The organism is uncultured Porphyromonas sp., from assembly GCF_938023125.1.
Lineage (GTDB): Bacteria > Bacteroidota > Bacteroidia > Bacteroidales > Porphyromonadaceae > Porphyromonas.
Genome location: NZ_CALHDW010000013.1, coordinates 16012 through 42888, shown reverse-complemented (window position 1 = coordinate 42888; position 26877 = coordinate 16012). Strand labels below are relative to the sequence as shown.

The window sequence follows — 26877 nt, the reverse complement described above, 5'->3', positions numbered from 1 at the left end:
CGCTATTACAAGGGAGAAGAGAGAAACCCCTATGCAAACCATAATGTCTATCGTATGGCCTGGATATGTGAGAAAGAGTGGGTTGACTTGGAGCTGGAAGGCGTTATTGAAAAACAAGCACCATTCGGCTATAACAATATTTGGTCTATGAATATTGAGCTTCCTCAGATTGAGGGATACGATACGCCAGTAAACCTTTTGCGAACACTATTATGCTATTTCGCATATTTCAATGCCTGCACTCCATCAGAGATATGCACGAAAAAAATATACGCAAAACTAGAGGATGGTCGCAGAATTGAGCTTCCATTTATGGAAGCCTTTAGACATTTCTTACTGAATCTTACTATACGAGTTCTGACTCGATGACTATGTGAGTAGGTCCCAAACCTTTTAGATTCCAATCCTTGTCTTCCTTGAAAACACAATATTTTGGGACGGAATAGGATCTATAAACTGAATTAAGAAGCTATCCGGGAAGCAAGAGCGATATCACAACTGAAGAAGCCCAGACTCTGCAAATCCTTGAAAATGGCCGTAAACTAATCCCAAATAGTCATTCTCTATTATCCTAGTTTTACGATTCTCATAGCACCCCTCTAGTGTGATATTTACAAGTTATCTCGCGATAAAAGAGCTATCCTTACGGCAAAATCGGTACCTTTGTATGGGGTGAGGCGTCAAGACTGAGTCTCGTCCCTACATGATTTATAATAGCATCAAGAGACAAACTTATGCAACTTACCCACCTATCCCAAATCATTGGGCTACTAGAGAGCAACTACCACTCCCACAGAATACTGAAACAACTCAACCCCCAAACACAAGAATGGGAGTGGCTTACAGGGGAGACCGTGGCCCAAAATTGCATGCTAGCAGCCAAAGGGCTTGCTCAACTCGGGGTAGAACCGGGAGATTGCATCGGGATCTACAGCCCCAATAGGAGCGAAGGGTTATATACCGAACTCGGGATCTTTGCCTTGCGTGGAGTCTCTGTTCCCTTTTATTCTACCTGCTCTCCGGATCAAGTCTACTTTATTGCATGTAGTGCCGGGATCAAAACCATCTTTGTAGGCGAGCAATATCAGTACAATAATGCCTATCAAGTACAGCACGAACGGGGGCAAATCGAGCGAATTATAATCTTCGATCGGCAAGTAGTACGCCAATTCGACGATAAGACCTCGATATATTATGACGAGTTCATTCGCATCGGAGACTCTATGCCGAGCGAAACGAAAGTAAAAATTCGCATGAGTGAGGCGCGAGGCGAAGACCTTGCTGTCCTCATCTACACGAGTGGGACCACAGGAGAGCCTAAGGGCGTACAAGTCCTTCACAACGCATTTGTAGAGCAAGTCCGACGGCACCACGAGGTTTATCCCTCCATTGGTCCCAACGACACCTCAGTGAACTTCCTCCCCCTTAGCCATATATTCGAGAAAGCTTGGGTATATGTATGCTGGGCCTTGGGAGTGCGTGTTGCTATTGTCTCCAACCCCAAGCGAATACAAGAGTTGATGCCACAAATCAAGCCCACTCTCATGTGCAACGTTCCTCGCTATTGGGAGAAAGTGTATCAAGGGGTTATGGCGCACATTGACAACTCGCCACGCCTGATGGCCAACATATTCCGCCGTGCTATCAAAGTGGGGAAACGCTATAAACTGGACTATTGGAACCAGTATAAACCCGCACCCCTCTTTCTATCTTTTGAGCATTGGGTTTATAAACACACCATCTACTACCTACTGAAACGTGCCACCGGGTTACAAAACGGGCGCTTCTTCCCCACAGCAGGATCCTTGCTGAGCGAGCCTATCAATGAATTCTTGAATGCGGTAGATATCCCCATCATTATAGGATATGGACTCTCCGAAACCTGTGCCACGGTCTCAGCCTACCCCGAACGTGGTTTTGTCTTATCATCTATCGGCGAAGTGTTTGAAGGAATAGAAGTGCGCATCGCTCCTGAGGATAATGAGATACAGCTACGAGGGGAAACAATTACACCGGGATATTACCACAACGAGGCTGCTAATGCCGAGGCCTTTACCGAAGATGGATGGTTCCGTACGGGCGATGCGGGGCGTCTAGAAGGGCGCACCCTCTTTTTTACAGAGCGCCTAAAGGACCTCTACAAGACTGCCAATGGGAAGTATATTGCCCCACAGCAAATCGAAAACCTCCTTACATCTCATCGGCTTTTCGAGCAAGTGGCCGTCGTAGCCGATGGATACAAATTTGTTTCCGCACTTATCTACCCCAATTGGTCGCTCCTTATCTCCCTCGCCCAAGAGCGAGATCCCAACATAGACGCCTCAAGCCCTCTTGATCAAATAGCCCGTATGCCGGCAGTGCAACAAATTGCCATGGCCCACATAGAGGAGCTACAAGCCGGGTTGGCCGCCTTTGAGAAAATCAAACGTATCACCCTCATCAGCGAACCTTTCAGCATGGATCGAAACGAGATTACCCCTTCACTCAAACTGCGTCGTAAGGTGATCTACGAGCATTACCAAGCTGAGATAAAAAACATGTACAAAGAGTCCTAACGTTCTCATCGGGTGTATAGAGATACGCCCTTCCCTCTCCCTCGCCCGGGGGGCTTCTGTTTATTTAGGACACCACCGAGTATCTCCACAGAGAATTGTTGCGTATCTTTGATCGGATTATATAAGGATATATTCATATAGAGACAGCATGGAAAGACCTAAACTATCAAATCGCTTTTGCCCGGAAGGAATGACGGTTGAAGAGTGGCAAGTTGCCCTTCGACATGAGTTTGCACGCGATAATGAATTTATCGTTGAGCACCTCGATGACAACAAAATATGGGGAGACTATTTGGTACACAATGGGGCAAATCACTACCGCGTTGCCTTTAGAGGGGTACGTAGTGACAAGAACTTCTGTTCGTGCCTCGACTTCCGAACCAATGGCTTAGGCACCTGCAAGCATATAGAAGCTGTCTCTCTATATTTGCAAAAACACGAAGATGGCTACCCCTGGGGACACCGAGCCTATACCCCGCGTCACACCTCGTTATATGTAAGCTACAAGGGAGGGCGGTCTGTGCGATTGAGCATCGGGATCAGCGATCTCAAGAACTACGAATCATTCAGACGCAAGTATTTCGACAGTAACAATATACTCCGAGAAGAGCACTATTCTAAACTCGAAGAGATTTACGAAGAAGGGCTCGCCATCAATGGAGAGTTCCGCTGCTACGATGATGTTTGGGAGTTTGTAGAGGGAGAGCTTGAAGCTATCAATTGGCAACGACAGCTACTAGAGAGATACCCCGACAGAGAGCTAGCTACAGACTATGCCCTAAACTGCGCTCAGCCCGAGTTGCGCCACGAGATGTTTGAGTATCTACTGCAAGGGAATGGCATTGTAGTGGGTGAGATGACCACAACACTCCGCAAACAGATTATTGCCATCATTGACTACACAAATTCCATAGAGGCAGCTCCCTCTCTTATTGTAGCTGAGGATGCCTACTCCGTGAACCTATGGAAGAGACTAACGCAGCACTCACCCCTCCGGCAAGAGAAGCTACACATCGTCACTCCCGAGTCCTTCAACGTAAAGGAACGCTTCTTTGCCAACCTATACAACTGCATATTTATAGAGAATGCCGACATCCTAAAAGAGTGGCACAATAAGATGTCTATCACCATCAAACGACTCAAATTTAAGCATCTATACATGCACCTTAAGTCGGTTAACCACTTGACGCCCGTGCAGTTCTCTTCTATTGCTCAGCATATTTCTCCCTATATCATAGGCCCCTTCTACCGCTTCATTCGCGACTATCGGCCCCTATTTCCTCTCCTCGATAATGGTGAGAACTTCCCCGACATACTACACTCTTTTGTATTCTGTCGCACCCATACCGAGCATCTGGCATGGGGAGAATCCAGAGGATCCTCTGGCAATGAAAGCCACCCACACAACACCCAAGGCCTAGTAGAAAAATGGCTACACGATACCGTACATATACTGAACGATGATCTAGCTCGACAGCTTCTGATTGAGAAGATAGAGGCTCTACTCCGTCACCAATGATAGACTACGAAAAAGAACTTAATCCTGCTCAGGCCGAGGCCGTACTCTACGACGATGGCCCAGCCTTGGTAATTGCCGGAGCAGGATCTGGCAAGACACGTGTACTCACCTACAAGCTAGCTCACCTACTTGAGGAAGGGTATGACCCTCATAAACTTATGGCTCTCACCTTTACCAACAAAGCGGCTCGAGAGATGCTCTCCCGCGTGGAAGTGATGGTCGGAAGTAGGGATACCTTTCGGATGAAATTGGGGACTTTTCACTCCGTCTTTTCGCGCTATCTTCGTATATACGCTCCGCTTCTCGGGTTCACTCCCAACTTCAGCATTTATGATACGAGCGACAGTAAAAGCCTTGTCAAACGCATTGTAAAAGACATGATGCTCGACCCAAAGGCCTACACTCCTAAGTTGGTATTGGGGCGAATTTCGCATTGCAAAAACAACCTAATTACCCCCGAAGGCTATGCTGCCGGAGGCGAATATACAGAGTACGACTACCGACGAGGGGTGCCCATGCTGCACTCCGTCTACGCAGCCTACGTAGCACAATGCCGTCAAGCCAACGCCATGGATTTTGACGACCTCTTGTACTATTTCAACATTCTCCTACGAGATCACCCCGATGTACAAGCAGAGTGTGCTGCAAGTGTAGACTATCTACTTATCGATGAGTACCAAGATACCAACCCCTCCCAGTACTTGATAGCACGCCGTCTGGTAGAGGCAAAACAACGGATATTCGCTGTAGGAGACGATGCCCAAAGTATCTATTCGTTCCGTGGAGCCAGCATGCAAAACATCCTCACCTTCACGCATACCTTCCCCTCGGCACGGCTTTTCAAGCTCGAAGAAAACTATCGCTCCTCCCAACGCATTGTGGCGCTGGCAAATAGTTTGATAGAACACAACGTACACAGAATTAAGAAAGAGGTTTTTTCGAACCGAGGCAAAGGAGAAAAAATCGATCTCCACGAGATGGAGTCCGGCTACCGAGAGGCTCAGCACGTTGTAGAGTCTATCTACAAACGCTACCGCAGCCACCCCAATAGCACCTACGGCTCCTTTGCTATACTCTATCGCACGAATGCACAGAGCCGTCTCTTCGAAGATCAGTTGCGCCAGGCAGGTATCCCATACCGTATCTATGGGGGCATTGCCTTCTATAGTAGAGCTGAGATCAAAAATGTACTAGCTTATCTGCAACTCATTGCAAACCCTCATAACAACGAAGCCTTTGAGCGTGCGGCCAAATACCCTCGTAAGGGCATTGGGGATAAAACCCTCTCCTTAATCCGAACGGAAGCCAACAACAGCAAATCCTCATTTTTCGCTGCAGCAGGGTCTCTTATAGCTCGACCGGATGCTCTCCCTTCGTCTGCCCGCACCAAACTCACGGCCTATCTAGAGCTAATCCGCGATATTACTTATAATCCTGAGGGCAAGACACTTGTGGAGTGGGTACAGTCTATTCTTGTTCGTTCCCAAATCCTAGATACACTCCGTGCAGACACCTCTATCGAAGGGCACACTCAACTAGAGAATGTAAACGAATTCGTCTCCGGAGTACAAGAGTTTGAGGATGAAACTTCAGCTGATGGGCTATTTTTCGAACGGGGCGAGACCACCTCTCTACATGACCTGCTCGTGCTTTTCCTCCAAGGCGTCACCCTTATCACAGACAACCTAGAGACGGGAGAAAATGCCGATGCCGTGCACTTGATGACCATCCACGCAGCCAAAGGGCTTGAGTTCGACTACGTATACATTGTTGGGCTAGAAGAGGGACTCTTTCCCTCGATACTGAGTGCCGAAGAAGAAAACATCGAGGAAGAGCGGCGGCTCCTCTACGTGGCAATTACCCGGGCCAAAGAGTATTGCTCGATCTCCTTTGCACGCTATAGAGCCATCAATGGTATGACAGAATACATGATCCCTAGCCGCTTCTTGAGGGATCTGGACATGAGGTATCTGAATCCACACAACTGCTCGACAGACCTCAAATTCACAAGCCGGAGCAATGACTTTGCCCCTCTATCTTCGTGGGAAAGTAGCAAGAATCGACATGGGGAGTTTGGGCTAGATTTTAAGGATATTGCCACTCTAAACGCCACTCCTTCTCAGGGAGAAAAGGTTTCTCTTTCGAGGAAAAAAGAAGCCTCTTTTGCACCATCTCTACAAGGGGCTTCGGGCAGTAAACGAGCCATCCCCATACCCTATTCGCAAAGGAAAGCTCCCAAAGGGGGCCCAAAGGGAGCCACCAATTTCTCGGTAGGAGATACCGTACAACATCCCACATTCGGGCGAGGGGTGGTAACGAGTGTACTTGACAAGGGAGAAGACTCCAAAATACATGTCAACTTCGACACCGCTGGAGAAAAAACCATACTTATCCGTTTTGCTAGTCTCAAAAAGCTAGTAGATTAGTTCAGATTTTGTACCTTTGCGCTCGGATCTTCACAGAATGGATCTTGGTCAGGTAGCTCAGCTGGATAGAGCAACTGCCTTCTAAGCAGTCGGTCTCGGGTTCGAATCCCGACCTGATCACAACTTGAAAACCAAGCATTTAGCCCTCAAATTCGAGGGCTTTTTTGTTGTCTTCCCGAGAGGAAATGTCCCATTTTCTTGCGGCTTTAGCCCCGAAAAAGGAAAAAAATGGCAACAAAAAGGTAACAAAACACAGCTTTAGCGAAGAGATGATGACTAACAAACAAGATTAAGGTTGGGCCAGCTCTATACAAATCCAGGAGGAGAGGCGATTGTCTGTATTTCGATTGAAAAAAGGGCTGTTATGCCCCCTCAAAGTCACGAAAAACATGTACCTTAGCAATTCGGAAAGCACCCAAGAGAAGATGAAAAAACTCAAAAAGAGAAACCTTCGGCTAGGGTGCCATTCCCAATGGATGTAACTAATAGACGAGAATAAAGACCCTATGTACACTCTACAGACTATTGCGGAAAAGATACACGCTCACCGATGTGCAATTCGTAGTGAAGTCTTCATTGAGCATTTCCTCACCGATAGCCGTTCCCTCATGCACCCTCAGAGCACATTGTTTTTTGCGATCCGTACAGTCACTGGTGATGGGCACCTCTATATTGATCAACTGTATAACCATGGGGTTCGCAGCTTTGTTGTTAGAGATGAATTCGACAAACTAACCCAGCAATACCCCGATGCTAGCTTTCTGGAGGTCCGCGATGTTATTCGCTCTCTACAGAAAATAGCCGCAGAATGGCGTAGAGAATTCGACATCCCTGTCGTAGGAGTTACGGGGAGTAATGGCAAGACCATTGTCAAAGAATTCCTCTATCAGCTACTTGCAGATACCTATCGTGTAGTACGTTCTCCACGGAGCTACAACTCCCAACTCGGGGTACCTCTCTCCGTTCTCAAGATGACTTCGGAGGACCAGATCGCCATTTTCGAAGCGGGGATCTCCCAATTAGGCGAGATGGCTCGCATAGAAGAGGTGATCAAACCCACCATAGGCGTCATTACCAACATAGGTTCGGCACATCAAGAAAACTTCAGTAGCATTGCCCAAAAAGTAGACGAAAAACTACTACTCTTTGGTGGTTGCGATCGCATTGTTTACAACATGGACGAGCCCGAGATAGCTGCAGGATTACAAAGACTAGGACTACTCTCTCGTGCTCGAGGGTGGAGTAGAAAAGACCCCAAAGCCCACCTCTACGTTCGCAGTATAGAGACCGAGCGAGATACTACCAAGCTCAACTTTTTGGTCTTGGGGATAGAATACTCCATCGAAATCCCCTTTACCGATCAAGCCTCCATCGAGAATGTGCTCACGTGCATCCTCACCATGATTATCATTAATCCCTCGTTACTCGATCATCCCGAGCTATTCTCGAAGCTCGAACCCGTAGAAATGCGTTTGGAACTCATCGAAGGGAATAGGAATAATCTTATTATCAACGATGTTTACAACAACGACATCAACTCCCTAAAGATCGCCCTCGACTTCCAGCAACAACGTGCAGCCGATGCCGATCTTGAGCCCGTACTTATCCTAACCGAGATACAGCAGAGTGCCCTCAACGAGCGCCCTCTTTATAGCCGAGTGGGCGAGCTCATCGGGAAGTATAGGATTAGTAAGTTCTATGGGATAGGCAAAGAACTATTTGCTTATCGGGAGTTTTTCCCAACGGAAATCGGCGAGAGGAATTTCTTCCCTAGTGTAGAAGACTTCTTGTCTAGCGACATTCCTCAACAGCTTTCCCAAGCTTGTATCCTAATCAAAGGCGCTCGATCCTTTCATTGCGAGCGCATTTCGGACAGGCTCTCACGCAAAGTGCATGAGACTACCCTAGAGGTCGATTTGGATGCTGTGGCCCACAATCTCCAGTACTACCGCTCCAAACTACCACAAGGGACGCAATGCATTGCCATGGTCAAGGCACAAGGCTATGGAGTAGGAGCCTACGAAGTTGCCAAAAAACTAGACCAAATGCACGTAGGCGCCCTTGCCGTAGCCGTGGCCGATGAGGGACGCGAATTGCGCAGTCAGGGTATTCTCTCTCCCATCCTCGTGATGAATCCGGAGCCAACAGCCTTTGACACCCTTTTGGAGTGGCACCTAGAGCCCGTGGTCTTCTCGTGGAAGTTGCTACGTGCTCTTGCAAGTAAAATTGACAAACAGGGCTTTGACAATATCGGAGTGCACATCGAAGTGGATACCGGGATGCACAGACTCGGATTCCGTCCGGACGAGATTCCCGAATTGGCTCGCTTTTTTGCTCAGAGCCATCTGCTACGTGCTCGGAGTATTTTCACGCACTTGGCAGCCGCAGATATGCCGGAAGAAGACGCCTTCACACGCAATCAACTGGAGGTATTCCGCACTACGGCCGATCAGTTCTCAGAGATCGCAGGATACCGCCCCCTCTACCATGCCCTCAACACTGCAGGTACCGAAAGATTCCCCCAATATGCTTTCGATTGTGTTCGTCTTGGCATTGGATTGTACGGTATATCCCCCACTATGGATAAGCATCTAGAGCCGGCAGTACGGTTGCGCACCACCCTACTACAAAAATCGTATATCTCAGAAAATGAATCGATTGGGTATGGTAGACGTGGACATCTCACCCAAGGAGGCGAGATTGGTATCATCCCCATTGGTTACGCCGATGGCTACAGCCGACGCATGAGCTGCGGCAGAGGATGGGTAGTAGTGCGTGGCAAACGCTGCCCGATTGTGGGGAATGTTTGCATGGATACCTGCATGATTGACCTAAGCCAGTGCCCCGAAGCTCAAGAGGGAGACGAGGTAATTCTCTTTGGTGATAAAGAGGCTCGAATTGAAGATCTTGCAAGTGCCATTGATACCATTCCCTACGAACTTATTGCCGACCTTGCACCTCGGGTGCGTCGTGTATACTACCAAAATTAGTTCCAAAAGGGCTCTCAAGAGAGGCAATGATAGACGAGGTTACAAAACAGAAAATCATTGATACTGCACATATTGTTGATGTAGTCAGCGACTTTGTTTCACTCCGCAGAGCGGGTGTGGATTACATCGGCTTGTGCCCTTTTCATGCGGATCGTCGCCCTTCGTTCCACGTATCGCCATCCAAAAACATCTGCAAATGCTTTTCGTGTGGTGAGGGGGGGACTCCGGTATCTTTCCTCATGAAATTGGAGAAAATGACCTTCCCCGAAGCCCTTCGCTACCTTGCTCGCAAGTATGGGATAGCCCTAGAGGAACGAGAAGAGAGCCCCGAGGAGCGAGAGCGTCGTAACCAACAAGAGAGCATGTACCTAGTGCAAAAGTTTGCAGCAGAGTACTTTGGAAAGCAACTTCTGGAGGGCGACGAAGGGCGCAGTATCGCTCTATCCTACTTTCACTCCCGCGGTGTAACCGAAGAGGTGATTGAGAAATTTCAATTGGGATACGCTCCATCATCGCATAATGCCCTACTCACGGCAGCGACCCAAGCCGGCTATAATGCGAAATATTTGTACGCTACGGGGTTGTGTTTCGAGCCCAGTGAGGGAAGATCGGGAGGCGACCGCTTCCGAGAGCGCATCATGTTTCCCGTACACTCCGTAAGCGGACGTATCGTTGCTTTCGGGGGGCGCATCATGGGAAAGAGCGATAAAATGGCAAAATACATAAACTCTCCAGAGAACATTATCTACTCAAAGAGTCGCGAATTGTACGGACTTTATTTTGCAAAAAAGGCGATTGCCCAAAAGGACAAAGTCTACTTGGTGGAGGGATATATGGATGTAATTGCCATGCATCAGGCCGGTATCGAAAATGTAGTGGCCTCCAGCGGTACAGCCCTCACACGAGAACAGATACGCTTAATCCGTCGTTTCTCCAAAAACATTACCGTACTCTACGATGGAGATGCTGCCGGTATAAAGGCAGCAATCCGTGGGATCGATCTCCTCCTTGAGGCAGGAATGCATATACAAGTACTCGTCTTGCCTGCAGGAGAAGACCCCGACTCCTTCTCTCGTAGCCGAAGCATCGATGAGTTTAATACCTACATTTCGGAGCACGAAGTCGACTTTATCTCTTTCAAAACCGGACTATTCCAAGACGATATGGCTTCGAGCCCGGGAAGGCGGGCCGCCGTTATCAATGACCTTGTTCACAGCATAGGACTTATCCCAGACACCATAGAACGGAGCGTATATGCCCAAAGTGTAGCTCAAACTCTCCATATTGACGAAGAGCTACTCCTACGGCAAGTAAAAATTGCTCGTTCTAATCATCTTATGGGTAGGGCAAACGAAGAGCAGGCTCGCAGCCGACAAGCAGCCCTACAAGAGGAGCGAAGGCGCAATGAAGAAAAGGAGCACGAAGAAGAGACCTCCCTCAGCGAGACGGAAGATGAGGCTCCCTCTTCTGACTCTTCTACCCAACCGACTATTCCCCCTACACGCCAAGAGATTGAGCTCCTACGCCTTATAATTCGCTACGGAGAACGCCTTATCCCTATTGACAACGGCGATGGGACCCAAAGCGATATGCCCCTCGCACTCTATATATACGAGTGGTTCGGAGCAGAAGAGATAGAGAAGTCTACTCCCCCATTCCAGAAAATTGTAAACGAAAGCATTGAGCAATTAAGCACTACGGAGAGCTTCCGACCGGCCCATTTCTTTGCCAATCATTCGGAGCCATACATTGCAGATCTTACTCTGGAGCTCCTGAGCGATCGATATCAATTGTCCCGAGCACAACGCCAAGCATTGGGCATATACAACGAAGACAATAGCCCGGAACTAGAGACGATCATTAGCGAGTCTCTCCATGCCATTGACGCCCTCCGTGTAGAGCGTGTACTACAAGAAATCGAACAGTGCCAGCAATCTCTAAGTGATGCCCAACAGCATGGGGATGGTTCACAAATAATGAGTCTCCTACAACGTATCAACGAACTCAATCATAAAAAGAAAGAGATTGCCGAGCGGTTAGGCGGTATGACAATACTCCCCCACTAACCTCCTCTGTGGTAATTCCCTTTGACTTTGTCACAAATCAAATACTCTTTAAATAGATGAATCCAGTCCCATCTCCCCTACACATTACGTTACGAGCAGGTCGAGACGAATCTGTCTGCCGCTTTCACCCCTGGATCTTTAGTGGCGCCATTGCCCACATAGAAGGCTCTCCGGAAGTTGGAAGTTTAGTCGAAGTGTTCTCACACGATGGTAAAGCTCTAGGCTCCGGTTTTTACGAAGGCGGGAGTATCGCCGTTAGAATGCTCACCTATGGGCATCAGACCATTACCGACCTTTCCCTCTTCTTCTTCGAAAGGATATCGGCAGCTTACCAGCTACGCAAAGAGCTGCACTTAGTCTCGTCTACCAATACGGTGTACCGCTTAATTCATGGCGAAGGGGACGGACTCCCGGGGCTTATCATTGACATCTATGGCTCCACAGCGGTGATACAGGCTCACAGCTTGGGTATGTACCAACAAATCAAAGTCATTGCAGATATCCTCATCAAGCTACTTGCGCCTGAGGTTACTGCCGTTTACGACAAATCTTCGAGTACACTTCCCTCACACAGCGAAGAGTACGTAGGGGATGGCTTTATAGTAGGGAACAACAAAGCTGAGATTGTACTAGAGAATGGTATCCAGTTTATTCCGGATTGGGAACACGGACAAAAGACAGGATTTTTTATCGACCAACGAGAGAATCGCCAACTTGTGGGAGAGATGGCTTCCGGCAAAAGGGTGCTCAACATGTTTTGCTATTCCGGAGGCTTCAGTCTCTATGCTTTGCAAGGCAATGCAGAAGAGGTTGTATCGGTCGATAGCTCGGCACGAGCCCTTTCCCTCGTTGAAGAAAATGTAGTTTGCAACTGGGGCGACTCCATTGCGGGCGGCAGACACGAAGGCGTTGTAGCCGATGCCTTTGAATATCTAAAGGGTATTGCCAAGGGAAGTTTTGATCTTATTGTCCTAGACCCTCCGGCATTTGCCAAGAAACGCGCTGCTGTAAGAAATGCTCTCAATGGCTACCGAAAACTCAATGCTCTTGCTCTAGAGAGAATTGCTCCGGGTGGATTGCTATTCACTTATAGTTGCTCCCAAGCTGTCTCTCCCGAAGAGTTCCGCCTAACGGTGCTCACGGCTGCAGTACAATCCGGGCGCAGTGTACGGATTCTACGACAGATGCGCCAAGCCTCCGATCACCCCATTAGCATTTACCATCCTGAGGGAGAATACCTCAAGGGGCTCCTTCTATACGTAGAGTAATCCCCACAGTACCCTCCGCCTCTTGGCATGAGTCGGTAATTACGAGCGCCCCCAAGACGAGACAAAATAGAACGAGGATTTATAATTCCTCTAGATATAGATTATAGATCCGGGTGACCATTCCTCAACTCCCCCGCTGGGTGATTTCAAAAAAAATCTCACCCAGCACACAGACCCAAAACAGCCCTAGATTTTTCCAGATCTAGGGCTGTTTATTTTTTATTATCAGGTGAGATTTGAGCTCGAAATAGCCTATTTTTATTGGGGATCCGGCTCTTTGGATAGACGATGGCAACTTTCTGAGAGAAGAGCATTTCGAAGGGATTTTTCGAGGGACAGCGTGAGGGGCTCTGCTCTCGTAGAGACTTTTCTAGTTCGTATGAACCTATTACCTTTGTCGCAAAATACGGAAAAGCGATGCAAAAGACCCCTAACCTCGTGATTGTCGAATCACCTGCCAAAGCTAAGACGATAGAGAAATTTCTTGGGAAAGGCTTCCGAGTACTCTCAAGCTACGGACATATTCGCGACTTAAAAAAGAGTGGATTAGGTATAGATATTTCCCAACAATTCGCCCCCAACTACATTATAAGTAAGGATAAGATTGCTGTGGTACGAGAGCTAAAGCAAGCAGCCGACAATGCCGAGATGGTGTGGTTAGCATCCGATGAAGACCGCGAGGGAGAGGCTATCGCTTGGCATCTGTATGAGGTGCTAGAACGTGCAGGGAAACCAACAAAAAGGATTGTTTTCCACGAAATAACACAGCAAGCAATAGACTATGCTATTGCCCATCCTCGGGATATTGACCTCAACCTTGTAGATGCACAACAAGCCCGCCGCGTACTTGACCGCATCGTAGGATTTGAGCTTTCTCCCATCCTATGGAAGCGTATCAAACCGGCTCTCTCAGCAGGACGTGTACAGTCGGTAGCCGTCCGTCTCATCGTGGATAGAGAGCGAGAGATTCAGCAATTCAGTCCTTCTTCTTCGTATAAAGTTATAGCGGCTCTTTGCAAACAAACGGAAGGGGAAACCCTGCAAGCCATTGCAGAAAAAGCATTTGATACCGCGGAAGAAGCCAAGGATTTCCTAAGCCGTAACAGCGCTCAAGAGATGGAGGTACTAAGTCTCGTGAGTAAACCCGGGAAACGCTCTCCTGCAGCCCCCTTTACCACATCTACTCTACAGCAAGAGGCTGCTCGCAAACTAGGTTACACCGTGGGGACAACCATGCGTATAGCCCAAAAACTCTATGAATCGGGGCACATTACCTATATGCGAACGGACTCCGTTAACCTCTCCACGTTGGCACTCAATAGTGCTGCCAAAGCCATAAAAGAGCGATGGGGCGAGAGCTACTACCAACTACGGAAGTACAAGACAAAGAGTAAGGGAGCACAAGAGGCACACGAAGCTATCCGCCCTACAGACCTTAGCAGAGAAAGTATCTCGGGTACTCCCCAAGAGCAAAAACTCTACGAAATGATCCATAAACGGACTCTAGCCTCCCAGATGGCAGACATCGTTTTGGAGAAGACAACGGCAACCTTTAGGGGACAGACCTCTAACGACGTTTTCGTAGCAGAGGGTGAAGTAATCCGCTTCGAGGGATTTCTCAAAGCCTACAACTATACTTCTCATAGCGACGAAGAGGAAGAAAAGGACAATACCCATCAACTCCCCACTCTTAGTAAGGGAGAATTGCTCAACACCCAAGAGCTCGTTGCTACAGAGCATATAACACGCGCTCCGGCTCGCTACTCAGAAGCCTCTCTCGTACGCAGATTAGAAGAGCTTGGTATCGGTCGACCCTCTACTTATGCTCCCACAATACAAGTTATACAAGCTAGAGAGTACGTACAAAAAGGGACCGGTAGTGGTACCGAACATCAGTATCACGACTATATCTGCAACGCCCAGCATCCCACACCTACTCTCAAGATACGTACCGAGAAGGTAGGAGCCGATAAGGGCAAACTTCTCCCCACAGACATCGGGATTGTGGTGAATGATTTTCTTGTAGAGAACTTCCCAAAGGTTATCGATTACAACTTTACGGCTCAAGTAGAAGGGCTCTTCGACCGAATAGCCGAAGGGAAAGAGATTTGGACCAACACCATGGAACAATTCTACACCCTCTTCCATCCCATGGTGGAGACGGCTCTAGAGTCCTTTGACAATCACGCCAGAGGAGAACGAAATCTAGGCATTGACCCTGCCACAAACAAAGCTGTAACAGTACGCATTGGACGCTACGGCCCTTTGGTACAAATAGGGGAGAATACGCCTACCGAAAAGGCTAGCTTTGCATCACTACGGGAGGGACAATCCATCCAAACCATTACACTGGAGGAGGCTCTAGACCTCTTCAAATTACCACGCACTGCGGGTCAATTTGAGGGGAATGACGTAAAAGTGGCTTCGGGTCGCTTCGGTCCCTACATTCAACACGCAGGCAAGTTCACCTCTATTCCTAAGCAGTACGATCCTCTTTCCATCACACTAGATGAGTGTATAGCACTCATACAGGCGAAACGTGAAGAGGAGATAAAAGCTGAGCTAAAGAGGTTCTCTGAGGATCCGGAGCTCACCATACGCACGGGACGTTTTGGTCCTTTCCTCAAACATGGAAAGGAAAACTATAAACTAAGCAAAGAGCAAAAAGAGCGGGCAGCCGAACTTACTTACGAAGAGTGCCTCAATATTATGAAGGATGGTCATCCATCAGGTACTCGCAAAGGTTCGACCAGCAAACGAACGACTACCAAGTCCAAAAAGTAGCTCTCTATGCCTCGCTATTTCTTAGACATAGCCTTCGATGGAAGTAGCTATTGTGGTTGGCAACGCCAACCCAATGGGCTTGCCGTGCAGCAAGTGGTAGAGGAAGCTCTATCCCTTCTTTTTCGCACCCCTATCTCCATTGTGGGAGCGGGGCGTACCGATGCGGGGGTGAATGCTTACTCCTTGCCGGCTCATGTGGATATACCCGAGACTGCAAAGGGAACACCTTATCGCTGGCGCAAAAGTCTCAATGGCATCTTACCCAATAGCATAGATGTCCGAAGCATTACGCCGGTGCAGCCTGGTGCCCACGCACGCTTCGATGCAACATCTCGCCGCTATCTCTACTTTATAGCTGAAGAACGCGACCCATTCAATAGGCAATGGGTGCTACCGGTACGCCCTTTTCCCGATATTGAGAAGATGAACCAAGCGGCTCAATACCTCCTTGGCACACACGACTTTACCAGTTTTAGTCGGTTACATACCGATACGCACACCAATGTATGTACGATACAAGAGGCTTTTTGGTCCCCCTCGCCCTACCCTTCTACTTGGCAATTTAGCATTACAGCCAATCGCTTCTTACGCAATATGGTACGTGCCATTGTGGGCACTCTCTTAGAAGTGGGGGCTTCGACCCTTGCTCCCGAAGATATTATAGAGATTATTCGAGCACAAGATCGCAATAGAGCAGGCGCCTCAGTGCGTGGAGAAGCCCTCTTTTTAGCTCATGTGGAGTACCCAAAAGAGATTTACTTAGACAGCAATACACCCCAGACAGATAACCCTTCTTCTCTCTAACAAGGTGGTAAGAGTGGTTCGAAACAAAAAACTCACTACCTTTGTGACACTGCGTAGAATCGATGGAGATTCCTTCGGCTCTTTGGTTCAGTCTCAACCTACGGGGAATATCGGGAGAGCGACTCTCGTACAAAGAACTCCCTAAGGTGGTGTACATAAGTATTGGAAACTCTAAATATTGATAGACAGATGAAGAAATCAATTATTGCACTTTCTGCACTTGCTCTCGTGGTTTCTCTCGGAGCCTGCAAGCCCAAACAAAGCACTTATCGCCAGGTATACGAGAAAGCAAAGCAACGTGAGATTGCTCAAAATCAATCTTCGAACCATGCTCCAGAGGCAGACGAAAACGACATCATCGTGTCAAAGCCTGCTCAGAGTTCTGTACAAATGCGTCGCGAGCGTCTCACTCCTTCCGAAGGTGAAGATGCAAACCGTCTCAATCGCTATAGCGTAGTTATCGGAAGCTTCCAAAACCGCACCAATGCACTTTCTCTAAAGGAACGCATGGAAGAAGCAGGTTTTAAGCCCATCCTTGCAGAAAACGAACACGGAATGATCCGCGTAATCGTGGCAAGCTTTATGAGCCGCGAAGAAGCCGTTTCTAGTCGCGAACAAATCAAAGAACGTTTTGCTCCTCAGTTCCAAGACGCTTGGCTGCTTGAAAGAGAAGCTCGCTAATCGATGGAAATAAAAGAGAAATTCCCACTAGTCTCGCACAATACCTTCGGTATCGAAGCCACTGCGGACTGGTGGGTTTCGTATCATTCTCTCGACGATCTTGATCGTCTAGCCCGCGACGAATACTTTACAAGCCTTCCCTACCTAGCTATCGGTGAGGGAAGTAATTTGTTATTCCTCAACGACTACCATGGGGCTATACTCTACTCCGAGATCAGGGATAGAGAGGTACTTCCCACGCCCAAAGACGAGGACCAAGAGACCGTTTTGCTACGCATTGGATCGGGTATTGTTTGGGATGAATTTGTTGCCTGGTCTCTAGAGCAAGGCTACTACGGAGCCGAAAACCTCTCTTGGATACCAGGCTCTGTGGGTGCTGCCGCCGTGCAAAATATAGGCGCTTATGGTAGCGAAGTAGCCCAGCTGATATACCAAGTAGAGGCATTCGACCTCAAGACGCGGGCTAAACGAGTTTTCTCCCCCAAGGAGTGCCTCTACGACTACCGCTATAGTTACTTCAAAGAGAAGGAGGCCGAGCGCTACATTATTACGCATGTGGTCTTCTCCCTCTTGCGCAAAGCAAGTGTAAATCTCTCCTACAAGGCTCTACACGACTACCTACCAAGTGGTGATGTAACTCCCCAGGATGTACGAAAGGCTGTTATTGAGATTCGCCAAGCAAAGCTCCCAGATCCTAAAGTACTTCCCAATGCAGGAAGTTTTTTCATGAACCCTATTGTCTCTTTAGAGGTTTACCAAGAGCTAGAGAAGAAGTATCCCGATATGCCACACTATCCGGCATCGCAAGGGGTAAAGCTATCGGCAGCATGGTTATTAGATAAAGCCGGACTCAAAGGGTATCGTGTAGGAAGTGTTGGGACCTACGAGCGGCAACCGCTTATATTGGTCAATCAGGGAGGTGCAAAGGGTACAGATGTTGCTCAATTTGCATCCCTATTGGTCGAAAAAGTAGAAGCAGCCTTTGGTGTAACCCTCCATCCAGAAGTTCGTTATATTGGAGCCCCAGCTACCAACTGACCCAACGAAGTGGAGATGCAGAAAAAAGAGATCAAATCTGTACGGATTTTAGGATCCGGCACCAGTACTGGAGTACCTGAGGTGGGTTGCTATTGTAGTACCTGCCTGAGTACAGACCCTGCCGACAAGCGAACCCGTACCTCTGTCCTTTTAGAAACAAACGAAGGGAAAAAGATCCTCTTAGATTGCAGTCCCGACTTTAGGCAACAAGCCATCCTTGCAGAAATAGATGAGCTAGACGCCATTGTTTTAAGCCACGAACACTACGATCACATTGCCGGACTCGATGACCTGCGCACCATAGCATGGGCTCGAGATCTACCGATCTACGCAGAAAATCGTATACTAGAGGCAATCCGATACCGCCTACATTACTATTTTGGGAAGACGCCCTACCTTGGCGCTCCCAGACTCAAGCTTCGGGAGATCTCATTAGCTCCTTTCGAAGTAGAAGGGCTTACCTTCGAACCCATACGCGTGTTTCATGGGAGACTCCCCATCACAGGATTTAGGGTTGGCGACTTTGCCTTCATCACCGATCTGAAGACAATTACAGACGAAGAGGTAGAGAAACTGCGCGGTGTAGATACCCTTTTGGTCAATGGGTTACGCTTTACCAAGCCTCATCCTACCCATCAAACCATCGAAGAGGCAATAGCTCTCGGCAAAAAGGTCGAGGCAAGAAACACCTACATTATACACCTATCGCATCATGCGCCTTGTGCTGTAGACTTGGCAAAAATGCTTCCGGAGGGAGTCATTGCCAGTTACGATGGTCTCAGACTTGAGCGCATAGGCGAGCATCTTGAGATCTGCAACAAAAAGGGCTTTAAAGCCTCTCTTGCAGCTCATCTTCCCTACGAATTCCGAGATTGCCAGAGCATCCCCTATGATGAGGCTTATGCTCTACAAAAAGAATTATTCCAAAGAGCCATAGAGCAAAAGCACCGGGGAGAAGCCCCCCAAAACACCCTTCTCTTTTGTGAGCATGAGCCGGTTTTTACGCTCGGGAAGCATGGAAAAGAAAGCAACCTCCTCCTCCCCGAAGAGGCTTTACACGCAAAGGGGATTTCCCTTCATCATATCGACCGAGGCGGAGACATTACCTATCATGGGCCGGGACAGATCACGGGTTATCCCATCTTCGACCTAGAGCAATTTGGGATGGGTATCAAACAATACATATATACCCTAGAGCAATGTATTATCGATGCACTAAGGGTGAACGGCATCCATGGGGAACGCTTAGAAGGCGCTACGGGAGTTTGGATAGAACCCAATACCCCACGAGCTCGCAAGATTTGTGCTATCGGCGTTCACTCTTCTCGCTACGTTACATTGCACGGGTTTGCCCTTAATGTATTTACTGATCTATCCTATTTTTCATGGATAAATCCCTGTGGATTCACCAATAAGGGCGTAACTTCGATGGCTCAAGAGATGGATAAACCCACCTCCATGGAGCTTGTAAAACAGCAGGTTGAGGAGGCATTCCATCGCCGCTTCTTCCAAGCCTATAAACAGAAACACGACAAAGAAAGTATAGAGATATAGGAATATGAATCAGAAATATCGCGTAGCTATTGTTGGCTATGGCAATATAGGACGTTACGCCCTCGACGCCATTAAGGCTTCTCCGGACTTTGAACTGGCTGGGGTAGTACGTCGTTCCTTGACGGAGAAGCAACCCGCTGCCCTCCAAGATATTCCCGTAGTCACCTCCATTGATGCGCTTGGCAAAGTGGATGTGGCCCTACTATGTACCCCCACTCGTGCCGTAGAAGAGTATGCCCTAGATATTCTCTCTCGAGGGGTTGCTACGGTGGATACATTCGACATTCACAGCGGTATCGTACCCCTTCGCCGCTCTCTACATGCAGCAGCGATAGCCCATAATACGGTAGCTGTTCTCTCTGCAGGATGGGACCCCGGGAGTGACTCCATGGTACGAACCATAATGGAAGCCATAGTGCCCAAAGGCATTACGTATACCAATTTTGGTCCCGGGATGAGTATGGGACACACCGTAGCTGTAAAAGCTATTGAGGGGGTGGAGAAAGCTCTCTCCGTTACGATCCCTATCGGCACAGGTCTCCATCGTCGTATGGTTTACATTGAGCTAGCCGCAGGCTACAACGAGGTTGAGGTAGCACAACGTATCAAGCAAGATGACTACTTTGCCCATGACGAGACGCATGTAGTAGTGGTAGACGATGTGGATCAGCTCATCGATATGGGACATGGTGTATCTATGGAACGCAAAGGCGTATCGGGAGCTACCCACAATCAACACCTCAACTTCGAGATGAGAATCAATAACCCGGCTCTTACAGCTCAGGTGATGGTTTGTGCTGCCCGAGCTGCCCTCAGAATGCCTCCCGGTGCCTATACCATGCCGGAGATCGCCCCGATTGATCTTCTACCGGGGGATCGGGAAAAATGGATCACCAAACTCTGCTAAAGAATTATGTTTACCCTTAACGCTATAACTTGGGACGTTGATCCTACTCTATTCACCCTCTTTGGGAGAGATGTACGCTGGTATAGCCTGCTTTTCAGTCTTGGGCTCATTCTACTAGGCCCCTATATCGAGCGACTTATCTGGAAGCGGGAGCAACTCCCCGATAGTTGGTTTGAGAAACTTTGGTGGTACATTGTTATCAGTACCATTGTAGGAGCCAGACTCGGGCACTGCCTATTCTACGATCCGGCTCATTACCTGGCTAACCCCCTCGAGATATTCAAAGTATGGGAAGGTGGGCTCGCCAGCCACGGAGGAACCATAGGGATTATCATCGCCGTATGGATCTTCTCGCGTAAGGTGACCCATAAGCCTATTACATGGACACTAGACAGACTTGCCGTACCCGTGGGGCTCGTTGCGGCCATGATCCGTATTGGCAACCTCATGAATAGTGAGATATTTGGCGTGACCACAGACCTCCCCTGGGCATTCCGCTTTATACGCTCTCAGGAATATCTCGCCCTCAACACAGATATGGGATGCCACCCAACGGCCATCTACGAAGCCCTAGCCTACCTCATCGTGTTTGGGGTGTGTTGCTGGCTTTATTGGGGTCGAGATGCTGCTCGCCGCCGCCCGGGATTGATTTTGGGATGGTTCCTTTTTGGCACATTTACCGCTCGAATCTTCATAGAGAAATTGAAGTTTGTACAAGAGGCTTGGGAGCTAAAATGGGTAGATACCATTGGGCTAAATCAAGGACAAATCCTAAGTATCCCATTTATAATTGCAGGGCTCGCTCTTATCATCTACGCACTGCGTCGCCCCGCACTAGAGGTTGCTCCTCTCCCAAAGAAAAAAGAAAACTAAACCCACTTTTAATACATATCCTATGATTCCTCAGATAAACATTACCCCTTCTATTTACTACGTAGGTGTAAACGATCGCACCAAAGATCTCTTCGAAAGCATGTGGCCACTCCCCCATGGGGTAAGCTACAACTCGTATCTTATTGTGGATGAAAAGATCACCCTTATAGATACCGTAGATATCTGTTACTCCGAACAGTTCTTCCGTCAAATAGAGCGAATCATTGGGGATCGTCCCATCGATTATCTCGTAATCGACCACATGGAGCCCGATCATAGTGGCTCTATCGGGATGCTGCAACGCCACTACCCCAACATTCAACTAGTCGGCAACAAAAAGACTTTTAATATGCTTCAGGCCTATTACCCAGACCTAAAAGCAGATCTCATCACCGTAAATGATGGAGATACGTTGTCTATAGGTAACCACAACCTCACCTTCATTATGGCACCCATGGTACATTGGCCGGAGGTAATGTTTACCTACGATACTACGGAAGGCGTACTCTTCTCGGCAGATGCCTTTGGTACATTTGGTTCTCTTGATTCGCACGTGCTCGACCACAAGCTCTCGCTGGAGATGTACTACACAGAGATGTATCGCTACTATGCCTGCATCGTAGGAAAGTACGGTCCTTTCGTGCAAAAAGCACTTACCAAAGTACTTGGGATGAACCTTACCCTCAATGCTATTTGCTCCACCCACGGACCCGTATGGACCAATGAAGGCTTCCCACGTGCCCTTGCCATCTACGACCAACTAAGTAAATACGATACCCAAAAGGGAGCTGTAGTACTCTACGGAAGTATGTATGGCAATACCACTGTAATGGCCGACACCATAGCACGAGGCCTTGGAGAAGCCGGTATCAAAGAGGTAGTTTGCCACGATGTATCGCGCACAAATCCCTCCTACATTCTCCGCGACCTATTCCGATATCGTGCCCTTATCGTAGGCTGCCCCACCTATAGCAACGAGATCTACATGCCGATCCAGAATATGCTCAATATGATCCGACTCAGAGAAGTAAAGAATCACATTTGCGCTATATTCGGTTCTTGCTCATGGGCCGGACAGGCTGTGCGCAAGCTTACTCCCTTTGCCGAAGAAATGGGCTGGGAGCTCGTTGGTACTCCTCTAGAACAAATGGGTGCCCCCAACGAAGAGGATCTAAACAAAGCCTTTGAATTGGGTAAAGAAGTAGCCGATCGCTTGCACGAACTATACCCAGAGGCTTAACCCTTTCTCCCCTCTAAAACCACCGAACGAGCCCTTTCCTGACTCAGAAAGAAGAGCCCTTCGGTGGTGCTTTACAGATTATAGCCCTCTTGCTAGCTAACCTCGTATGAAAAAAATCCTCTTCTACTCTTTCTTCACGCTCTTCCTCTGGGGGGCTGTTTCGGCTTGCTCTAATGGGAAACAATCCAACCAAACAAAAGAAGACTCTTTGCAGTACACCGGAGACGCTACTAAGCGTATTGAGGTAGAGTATGCTGAGGGTTTTCGTCTACAATATATCCCCGGAGCAGTACTCGCTACCCTATCGGATCCCCAAAACCCCGAAGAGGCTACTCAATATCACTTTGCCTTTATTCAGGATGCTGCACAGTGCGACAAAAGTGCCATCCCTAGCGAATACACACAGGTTGTGATACCGCTTAATCGGGTTGTTTGTATGACTACCCTACAGCTATCCAACTTCATCGCTCTCGACCAACTAGACAAGGTGGTGGGGATGAGTAGCACCCGACATCTATTTAATCAGGAGGTTAAGGAGCGAATAAAGAGCGGGAAAATCAACAAAATAGGCATCGAAGGAAATTTCGATAGAGAGGTAGTAATGGCGATAGAGCCTGATATTATCCTGATTTCACCCTTCAAACGAGGAGGCTACGACGACCTCAAAGACGTAGATATCCCCCTAATCCCCCATCTGGGATATAAGGAGAATAGCCCTCTAGGGCAAGCGGAATGGATTAAGTTCATTGGGCTACTGCTGGGTAAAGAGAGTGAGGCTAATAAGGTATTTGCCGAGCTAAGAGACGAATACAACAAGTGGAAAGAAATAGCCGAGAAGGCAACACCTCGCCCAACGGTCTTTAGTGGTGATCTCAAGAGTGGCACTTGGTACGCTGTAGGTGGTAAGAGCTTTCTTGCACAACTATTCCGAGATGCAGGCGCTGATTACTTTCTCAAAGATGACCCCAATACCGGAGGCGTTACCCTAGACTTCGAGACCATCTATAGCAAAGCTGCTGAGGTGGATTATTGGCGCATCCTAAGTAGCTTTGATGGGGAATTTACCTATGGAGCCCTACAAGCTCAAGACGAGCGGTACAAAGACTTTAAGGCATTTAAGGAAAAGGGTGTTATCTATTGCAACCTATCCACCACCCCCTATTACGAGTCTGCCATCATCCACCCCGACCTACTACTCAAGGACTTCATAAAGGTATTCCACCCCGAGTTGCTCCCAGAGTACTCCCCTACGTACTACCATCGACTCGAGCATTAAAAGCAAACTAGCACGTTTCCCCCTTTATGAAACAACTTGCCTTATCCTCCAAAATCATCCTTCTTGTAGGGGGTATTGTGCTGCTGTTTCTGCTCAACCTCGCTCTAGGCTCGGTCTCCATTCCCCTAAATTCGATTATAAAGATCTGCCTAGAGGGCGACGCATCCGAACCTATTTGGTTCAACATAGTAACGAAGTCTCGCATTCCCCAGTCTCTCACGGCCATGATTGCCGGAGCCGGGCTCTCTGTGAGTGGGTTACTGATGCAAACGGTCTTTCGCAATCCCCTTGCAGGGCCGTCTGTATTGGGTATTAGCTCGGGGGCAAGCCTAGGGGTTGCCCTTATTGTCCTGCTATCGGGTAGTTTAGGTGGGGTAGCTCTTAGCTCTTTGGGTATCTTGGGCGAGGTCGCTGTTACCCTGGGTGCAATACTAGGGTCGTTTGCCATTATGGTACTCGTAGCCTACGTATCACAGCGAGTAAAGGGGAATGTAACACTTCTTATCATTGGGGTAATGATAGGTTATGTAGTGAATGCGGTGATAGGGGTACTCAAATACTTTAGTGTAGAAGAGGATATTAAGGCTTATGTCTTCTGGGGATTGGGAAGCTTCTCTCGCATCTCCCCATCGCAAGTGCCCCTATTTGTTGTACTGATTCTTGTACTCCTCTCCCTTAGTTTTTTACTTATCAAAACGCTCAACCTCATGCTCTTGGGCGAGAGTTATGCCCGCAGTTTGGGATTGAATATCAAGAGAGCACGTCTCTTGGTCATCACCACCTCGGGAGCATTGGTTGCCCTAGTAACCGCTTTCTGTGGACCTATCATCTTCCTCGGACTGGCTGTACCCCACCTCTGTCGCAGCGTTTTCCAGACCTCCGATCACCGCATACTGGTACCTACATCCATCCTTTTGGGGAGTGCCATTGCCCTTCTGTGCAACCTCATTGCACGACTTCCCGGGTTTGAGGGGGCTCTTCCCATCAATTCGGTAACAGCCCTCATTGGTGCTCCGGTAGTCATATCTGTACTTTTTAGCAAGCATCGCGGAGAAATACGAGAATGAACAAACAGCCAAGTATCACACTAGAGGAGCTTAGCACAGGCTACGAAGGGCGTTGGGGCGAACACATTGTCTCCTCGCACCTCTCGGCTTCGCTCTATCGTGGGGAGCTGACCTGCCTACTTGGCGCAAATGGTGCAGGCAAGTCTACCCTTCTCTATACCTTGGCAGGCTTCTTGCCGAGAAGAGCGGGCGCAATTACCCTACTTGACAAAGATTTTTCTTTCTACAAACCGAAACAACTTGCCCAGCTCATAGCCGTAGTACTGACCGAGAAATGCGACCTCCGCAATATGACTGCCTTTGAGATGGTAGCTCTAGGACGAAGCCCCCATACCGGATTTTGGGGCAAACTCATGCCTAGGGATAAAAAAATCGTAGAGGAATCCATCGAGGCCGTGGGTATAAGCAACCTACGAGATCGCATGGTACAGACGCTCAGTGATGGGGAAAGACAAAAGGTAATGATTGCCAAGGCTATAGCCCAAGAGACTCCTATTATTTTCTTAGACGAGCCCACCGCATTTCTCGACTTCCCCGCCAAAGTGGAGGTAATGTATCTTTTGTTCCGTCTTGCACACACCCTCAAGAAAAGCATATTTTTGAGCACGCACGATCTCGAACTTGCCCTACGGATTGCAGATAAGATATGGACGCTTGACAAAAAAGAAGGCCTGAGAGTCGGCACTCCGGAGGATCTTGCCTTAGATGGAACGCTGAGTAACTTCTTGGCAGGGCGTGGTATCCGATTCGATCTCCAAACAGGATTATTTTCGATCGAAAGGGATACGAAATCCACTATCGCTCTAATCGGCGACGGCCAGCGAGCCTCGATGGTGCAAAAAGCACTCTCCCGCTACAACATAGCCACTTACCCCACCTCCGAAGAAGAGGTAAGCGGAGAATATATCAAAGTCTATCCTTCAAAATTTATATATGGCTCTCTCAATCAATCCGAACGAGAGGCAAGCAATATAGAAGCCCTTCTAGAGATTATCCTAGAGAAATAGTAGAAGGATTACTCCGAGGGCAACTGTATGGGTAGGAAGTGCTCCATGCCACTACGCTGTGCCATACGATAGCCAAGCGCCATGATCTCTGCGGCACTACTCACCTCAAACATCCCAAATTTCATTACCTTAAAAGTTTCTAGGAGGAGGTCGCAAACTTCTTTATCAATGCGTGTATTCTGACGAAAAACCAATTGCCACGAACGCTCGGCTACCCCTCTAATAGTTTTCTTATAGCGACGAAATGTTTCGGGTCCTAGGTTTACCCCGATTACCTTGTCGCATTCCTCTCGGATCACCGTGACGGGGAAGTTGCGGAATAGCCCACCATCAACATAGGAGACCCTATCGATCACGATCGGTTGAAATAGTACGGGAATACTACAAGAGGCCATGATGCGCTCGGGAAGAGATCCCTCGGAGAAAACATGCTGACAACCATTATCCAAATCGGTAGCCACGATGCGCAGCGGGATGGGTAGCTCTTCTATATTCTGGTGATGGAGATAGGTTCTGAGCCGCTCCATAAAGTTTTTCGTTGAGAACATCCCCCCACGCTTCGGTAGTAGAGAGGTCATTCCTCGGAAGCCGACAGAAGAAAAAATCTCAAATATCTCCTTGGGGCTGTATCCATCGGCATAAAAAGCCCCCATGATAGCTCCGGCACTGGTACCGGCTATTATATCGGGTTTGAGCCCAATCTCATCCATATATTGGAGCACACCGAGGTGAGCAAACCCCTTGATACTACCCCCACTGAGAGCTAAGCCTATCTTGTAGCGAATCATACTCTTCTTATTTACTTTCACAAAAGTACACAAG

19 protein-coding genes, 1 tRNA gene and 1 pseudogene are annotated in these 26877 nt (G+C 48.3%); 20 read left to right on the top strand and 1 reads right to left on the bottom strand.

Going from position 1 to position 26877, the window contains the following annotated elements:
* The 20 genes and pseudogenes from Q0090_RS04085 to Q0090_RS03995 all read left to right on the top strand — a co-directional run.
* The coding region (locus tag Q0090_RS04085; protein WP_297947717.1) for a hypothetical protein at positions 1 to 369 on the top strand (369 nt) is incomplete at its 5' end.
* Positions 370 to 734: 365 nt separating this feature from the next.
* On the top strand, positions 735 to 2555 hold the full coding sequence (locus Q0090_RS04080) for a long-chain fatty acid--CoA ligase (protein WP_297947715.1): 1821 nt from the start codon (positions 735 to 737) through the stop codon (positions 2553 to 2555).
* A gap of 148 nt (positions 2556 to 2703) precedes the next feature.
* A complete protein-coding gene (locus tag Q0090_RS04075) occupies positions 2704 to 4074 on the top strand; it encodes an SWIM zinc finger family protein (RefSeq protein WP_297947714.1) in 1371 nt (456 codons plus the stop codon).
* The gene (locus tag Q0090_RS04070) at positions 4071 to 6500 is read left to right on the top strand and encodes a UvrD-helicase domain-containing protein (protein WP_297947712.1); all 2430 of its coding nucleotides are present in this window, start codon (positions 4071 to 4073) and stop codon (positions 6498 to 6500) included. The genes Q0090_RS04075 and Q0090_RS04070 overlap by 4 nt, the downstream gene beginning before the upstream one ends.
* Before the next feature lie 46 nt (positions 6501 to 6546).
* A tRNA-Arg gene (locus tag Q0090_RS04065) sits at positions 6547 to 6620 on the top strand.
* A gap of 386 nt (positions 6621 to 7006) precedes the next feature.
* Positions 7007 to 9490, top strand: coding sequence for a bifunctional UDP-N-acetylmuramoyl-tripeptide:D-alanyl-D-alanine ligase/alanine racemase (locus Q0090_RS04060; protein WP_297947711.1), 2484 nt, complete (start codon positions 7007 to 7009; stop codon positions 9488 to 9490).
* Between the two features lie 26 nt (positions 9491 to 9516).
* Positions 9517 to 11556 carry a DNA primase gene (gene dnaG, locus Q0090_RS04055; RefSeq protein WP_297947709.1) on the top strand — a complete coding sequence of 680 codons (2040 nt, stop codon included), beginning with the start codon at positions 9517 to 9519 and terminating at the stop codon, positions 11554 to 11556.
* A 56-nt stretch (positions 11557 to 11612) separates the two neighbouring features.
* Entirely contained in the window at positions 11613 to 12824 is a 1212-nt protein-coding gene (locus tag Q0090_RS04050; protein ID WP_297947707.1) for a class I SAM-dependent rRNA methyltransferase, read from the top strand.
* A 417-nt stretch (positions 12825 to 13241) separates the two neighbouring features.
* On the top strand, positions 13242 to 15608 hold the full coding sequence (gene topA, locus Q0090_RS04045) for a type I DNA topoisomerase (RefSeq protein WP_297947706.1): 2367 nt from the start codon (positions 13242 to 13244) through the stop codon (positions 15606 to 15608).
* Between the two features lie 6 nt (positions 15609 to 15614).
* Positions 15615 to 16412 (top strand): tRNA pseudouridine(38-40) synthase TruA, encoded by a 798-nt coding sequence (truA, locus tag Q0090_RS04040; RefSeq protein WP_297947704.1) that lies wholly within the window; start codon positions 15615 to 15617, stop codon positions 16410 to 16412.
* 189 nt (positions 16413 to 16601) lie between these two features.
* Positions 16602 to 17093 (top strand): SPOR domain-containing protein, encoded by a 492-nt coding sequence (locus tag Q0090_RS04035; RefSeq protein WP_004334415.1) that lies wholly within the window; start codon positions 16602 to 16604, stop codon positions 17091 to 17093.
* Positions 17094 to 17096: 3 nt separating this feature from the next.
* Positions 17097 to 18131, top strand: coding sequence for a UDP-N-acetylmuramate dehydrogenase (murB, locus tag Q0090_RS04030; RefSeq protein ID WP_297947702.1), 1035 nt, complete (start codon positions 17097 to 17099; stop codon positions 18129 to 18131).
* 15 nt (positions 18132 to 18146) lie between these two features.
* Positions 18147 to 18821 (top strand): annotated as a pseudogene (locus tag Q0090_RS07990) (MBL fold metallo-hydrolase); the annotation flags it as partial.
* A 51-nt stretch (positions 18822 to 18872) separates the two neighbouring features.
* The gene (gene lipB, locus Q0090_RS07985; RefSeq protein ID WP_366136308.1) at positions 18873 to 19685 is read left to right on the top strand and encodes a lipoyl(octanoyl) transferase LipB; all 813 of its coding nucleotides are present in this window, start codon (positions 18873 to 18875) and stop codon (positions 19683 to 19685) included.
* A 4-nt stretch (positions 19686 to 19689) separates the two neighbouring features.
* Complete coding sequence (locus tag Q0090_RS04020) at positions 19690 to 20592, top strand: diaminopimelate dehydrogenase (protein ID WP_297947698.1); 903 nt, start codon at positions 19690 to 19692, stop codon at positions 20590 to 20592.
* 6 nt (positions 20593 to 20598) lie between these two features.
* On the top strand, positions 20599 to 21465 hold the full coding sequence (gene lgt / locus Q0090_RS04015; protein WP_297947696.1) for a prolipoprotein diacylglyceryl transferase: 867 nt from the start codon (positions 20599 to 20601) through the stop codon (positions 21463 to 21465).
* Between the two features lie 22 nt (positions 21466 to 21487).
* Positions 21488 to 22705 carry an FprA family A-type flavoprotein gene (locus Q0090_RS04010; protein WP_297947694.1) on the top strand — a complete coding sequence of 406 codons (1218 nt, stop codon included), beginning with the start codon at positions 21488 to 21490 and terminating at the stop codon, positions 22703 to 22705.
* A gap of 106 nt (positions 22706 to 22811) precedes the next feature.
* Positions 22812 to 23981, top strand: a complete 1170-nt coding sequence (locus tag Q0090_RS04005; RefSeq protein WP_297947692.1) for an ABC transporter substrate-binding protein — start codon at positions 22812 to 22814, stop codon at positions 23979 to 23981.
* Positions 23982 to 24007: 26 nt separating this feature from the next.
* The gene (locus Q0090_RS04000; protein WP_297947690.1) at positions 24008 to 25048 is read left to right on the top strand and encodes an iron ABC transporter permease; all 1041 of its coding nucleotides are present in this window, start codon (positions 24008 to 24010) and stop codon (positions 25046 to 25048) included.
* Complete coding sequence (locus Q0090_RS03995) at positions 25045 to 26055, top strand: ABC transporter ATP-binding protein (protein WP_297947688.1); 1011 nt, start codon at positions 25045 to 25047, stop codon at positions 26053 to 26055. Before Q0090_RS04000 ends, Q0090_RS03995 begins: the two co-directional genes overlap by 4 nt.
* 8 nt (positions 26056 to 26063) lie before the next feature.
* Here the strand turns inward: Q0090_RS03995 and Q0090_RS03990 are convergent, their stop codons facing one another.
* Entirely contained in the window at positions 26064 to 26843 is a 780-nt protein-coding gene (locus Q0090_RS03990; protein ID WP_297947686.1) for a patatin-like phospholipase family protein, read from the bottom strand.
* Positions 26844 to 26877: the final 34 nt, after the last annotated feature.